Origin of the sequence: Capnocytophaga sp. oral taxon 329 str. F0087, assembly GCF_000213295.2 — a bacterium.
Lineage (GTDB): Bacteria > Bacteroidota > Bacteroidia > Flavobacteriales > Flavobacteriaceae > Capnocytophaga > Capnocytophaga leadbetteri_A.
The window spans coordinates 1-3,803 of record NZ_KN390078.1; the positions used below are offsets into that span (position 1 = coordinate 1).

The 3,803-nt window shown below is 41.2% G+C and carries 3 protein-coding genes; all 3 read right to left on the minus strand.

All coding sequences use genetic code 11. From position 1 onward, the window contains the following. A partial coding sequence (locus tag HMPREF9074_RS11285) for a biotin/lipoyl-containing protein (protein WP_034540916.1) occupies positions 1–736 on the minus strand: 736 nt, incomplete at its 3' end. A 35-nt stretch (positions 737–771) separates the two neighbouring features. Beyond that, complete coding sequence (pdhA, locus tag HMPREF9074_RS11290) at positions 772–1,770, minus strand: pyruvate dehydrogenase (acetyl-transferring) E1 component subunit alpha (protein ID WP_009389836.1); 999 nt, start codon at positions 1,768–1,770, stop codon at positions 772–774. 168 nt (positions 1,771–1,938) lie between these two features. Then, positions 1,939–3,803 (minus strand): Tex family protein (locus HMPREF9074_RS11295; protein ID WP_034540913.1); only part of this gene is annotated, 1,865 nt, incomplete at its 5' end.

A 3,803-nucleotide genomic window follows, 5' to 3' on the forward strand; every position in this document is an offset into this window, starting at 1 on the left:
AAGGCGAAGCAAATACACGGTCATTAGCATTAGTAGCTGCTGGGGCAGCCGCAGGAGCAGCTTCTTTACTTTCAGCTTTAGCAGCAGGAGCTGCTGGGGCAGCACCACCACCTTGTACAGCCGCTAATACGGCATTTACATCAGTACCAGCAGGACCTATAATAGCTAAAAGTGAATCTACTGAAGCACTTTCGCCTTCTTTCAAACCTATGTATAATAGGGTACCTGCATAGAATGATTCAAACTCCATTGTGGCTTTATCTGTTTCAATCTCAGCCAAAATATCGCCTTCTTTTACAGTGTCACCTACTTTTTTCAACCAAGAAGCTACAGTACCTTCTGTCATAGTATCGCTCAAGCGAGGCATAGTTACTATTTCTACACCTGCAGGTACAGCAGCACCAGTAGCAGCAGGGGCAGGAGCTGCAGCAGGAGCAGCTGCTTCAGCTTTGGCAGGGGCAGGAGCTCCACCACCAATAAGAGCCGAAATGTCTTCTCCCTCTTTACCGATGATAGCTAATAGGGTATCTACTTTTGCACTTTCACCTTCTTGTAAACCTATGTACAATAGGGTGCCTGAATGAAACGATTCAAACTCCATTGTAGCTTTGTCTGTTTCTATCTCAGCCAAAATGTCGCCTTCGTTTACTTTATCGCCTACTTTTTTTAGCCACTTTGCTACAACACCTTCTTCCATGGTGTCGCTGAGTCGTGGCATATTGATAATTTCTGCCATTTATGTTGTTATTTATATTAGTGTTTTTATTTTAATTACAGTCTACTGCGCAAGAATGGGTAGTTTTCTTGGTCGTATACTACATCATACATTATATGGTGTTCTGGGTATGGCGACTCTTCTGCAAATTTCTCGCATTCTGCTACCAAGTTCTTCACGCGTTCGTCTATAGCTTCCAATTCAGCGTCTGTAGCGTATTTTTTATCTTTTATTACGCTTAGTACGTTGGTGATAGGGTCTTGTTTCTTGTACTCTTCCACCTCTTCTTTAGTACGATAGTGTTGAGCGTCAGACATAGAGTGTCCTCTGTAGCGGTAAGTTCTAATATCCAATAAGGTAGGCCCATCACCTCTTCTAGCGCGTTCTACAGCCTCGTATACTGCTTCAGCTACTGTTTCAGGGTGCATACCGTCTACCGCTTGGCAAGGCATTTCATAACCTAAACCTAATTTCCAGATGTCTACGTGGTTAGCAGTTCTTTCCACTGAAGTACCCATTGCGTAGTGGTTGTTTTCTACGATGAAAACTACTGGCAGTTTCCAAAGCATAGCTAAGTTAAGCGTTTCGTGAAAAGCTCCTTGGCGCACAGCTCCATCACCCATAAAAGTAAGGGTTACTCCGTCGCGGTTTAAGAATTTATCAGCAAAAGCCAAACCAGCTCCTAAAGCTATTTGTCCGCCCACAATACCGTGACCACCATAAAAATGATGTTCTTTTGAGAAAATGTGCATTGATCCTCCCAAACCGAGTGAAGTACCAGTACCTTTACCGTATAGTTCAGCCATTATCCTACGTGGGTCTACGCCCAAACCAATAGGGTGTACGTGGCATCTGTACGAAGTGATCATCTTGTCCTTAGTAGGGTCTATAGCGTGCAAACATCCTGCTGCTACCGCTTCCTGACCGTTGTATAGGTGCAAGAATCCTCTTACTTTTTGCTGAATGTAAACCGCTGCCAGTTTATCTTCAAACTTCCTCCAAAAGAGCATGTCCTCGTACCATTTTAGGTACACTTCTTTATCAAATTTTTTCATTTGTTTTTATGTATATATAAAAAAGTCTATTACTATTTTTTAGCTAATCTGTTGATAATAAAAGCCTTCTCATCATCTCTCTGGTGGAAGTCTTTAAAAATATTTGCAAAGATGCAAAAAAAATATCACGTAACCAAAAAAAAATGAAAAAAAATATATTTTCATTTTTTAAAGTATCATTGAAAGCGATATCCGATGCCTTGCCTCATCTACTTCCGTCACCTTTACCTCTACTTGTTGGTGGAGTTTTACTACTTCATTTACATCAGATACATAACCGTCTTTCAGTTGCGAAATATGTACTAAACCACTCTCTTTCAATCCTATATCCACAAAACAACCAAAAGCGGTGATGTTATTCACTATCCCTGGCAATACCATTCCTACCCTTACATCATCAAAAGTCTTTACATTAGGGTCAAAAGCAAAAGCTTTAGCAGCTTGTCGAGGGTCAAGACCAGGTTTCTCAAGTTCTTTTAACACATCTTTTAGATATAATATACCCACTTCATCAGTGATATATTTCTGAATATCAATGGTTGCAATAGCTTGTTTGTTGCCTATAAGTTTCTCCGTAGGCAATCCCAAATCCTTTGCCATTTTGTGTACTATGGGGTAGGCTTCAGGGTGTACAGCCGAATTGTCTAACGGATTATCTCCTTCTTTGATGCGCAAGAAAGCTACAGCTTGCTGGTATACTTTATCACCCAAACGCGGTACTTTTTTCAAGGCTTCTCGTTTGTTGAAGGCTCCGTTAGCAGATCGGTACGCTACTATATTTTCTGCCATCTTGTCACCTATACCCGACACATAACTCAATAGCGACTTGCTGGCGGTATTCAGATTAACACCTACTTTATTTACACAGCGCATCACAGTAGTGTCAAGCTCTTCTTTCAATAGCGTTTGGTTCACATCGTGCTGATATTGCCCCACACCTATACTTTTAGGGTCTATTTTCACCAATTCTGCCAAAGGGTCTGATAGACGCCTACCGATAGATATAGCTCCTCGTACAGTAACGTCTTCGTTAGGGAACTCCTCTCGTGCTATCTTAGAGGCTGAATATACCGATGCTCCTGCTTCACTCACTACAAATATTTCTATTGACTGAGGAAATGCTACCGATTTTACAAAGGCTTCTGTCTCGCGCGAAGCAGTACCATTACCTATACTAATAGCCTCTATTTTATACTGAGCAACCATTGTGCGCAGCTTTTTAGTAGCAGTAGCTGTATCTTGCTGAGGCGCGTGAGGATAAATAACATCGTGGTGCAGTAGGTCGCCTTTTTCATCTAAGCATACCACCTTGCAGCCGGTTCGATAACCAGGGTCAATAGCCAAAATCCGCTTTTCACCCAAAGGGGCAGCCAATAATAGTTGCGATAAATTCTCACTAAACACGGCAATTGCTTTGCTATCAGCCTTATCTTTAGCTTCCTGAAGTGTTTCATTGGCAATTGAAGGCTCTAAAAGGCGTTTGTAACTATCTTTTATGGTTTTCTGCAAAAAGTCAGCTATTTCTCCACTACTCTTGATGATATTTTTTTCTATGAAAGGCAAAGTTTCCTCTGTATCAACTTGTACTTTCATCTTTATAAATCCCTCTTTTTCAGCTCTGAGCATAGCCAACACCCTATGCGAAGGGGCTTTAGCTAATGACTCATTCCAATCAAAATATTGTGAGTATTTTTGAGCTTCCTCTTCATCAGCTTTCCCTTTAGCTACCTCAGTAACAATGAGGGCTTTGCGTTGAAAAACTTTCCTAAGAGTACGCCTAATAAACATATTTTCATTAATCCATTCGGCTATAATATCCGAAGCCCCTTGTAGAGCCTCAGCTTCAGTAGTTACCTTATCAGATAGATAACGAGAGGCAAGCGAAGACAAGTCAGCAGGGCGTTGTGCCATAATCTGTTTGGCAAGAGGCTCCAAGCCGTTTTCTTTAGCCACATCACCTTTAGTTTTGCGCCTTTTTTTATAAGGTAAATAAAGGTCTTCTAACTCATTTAGTTCAAAAGAAGTCTCTATAC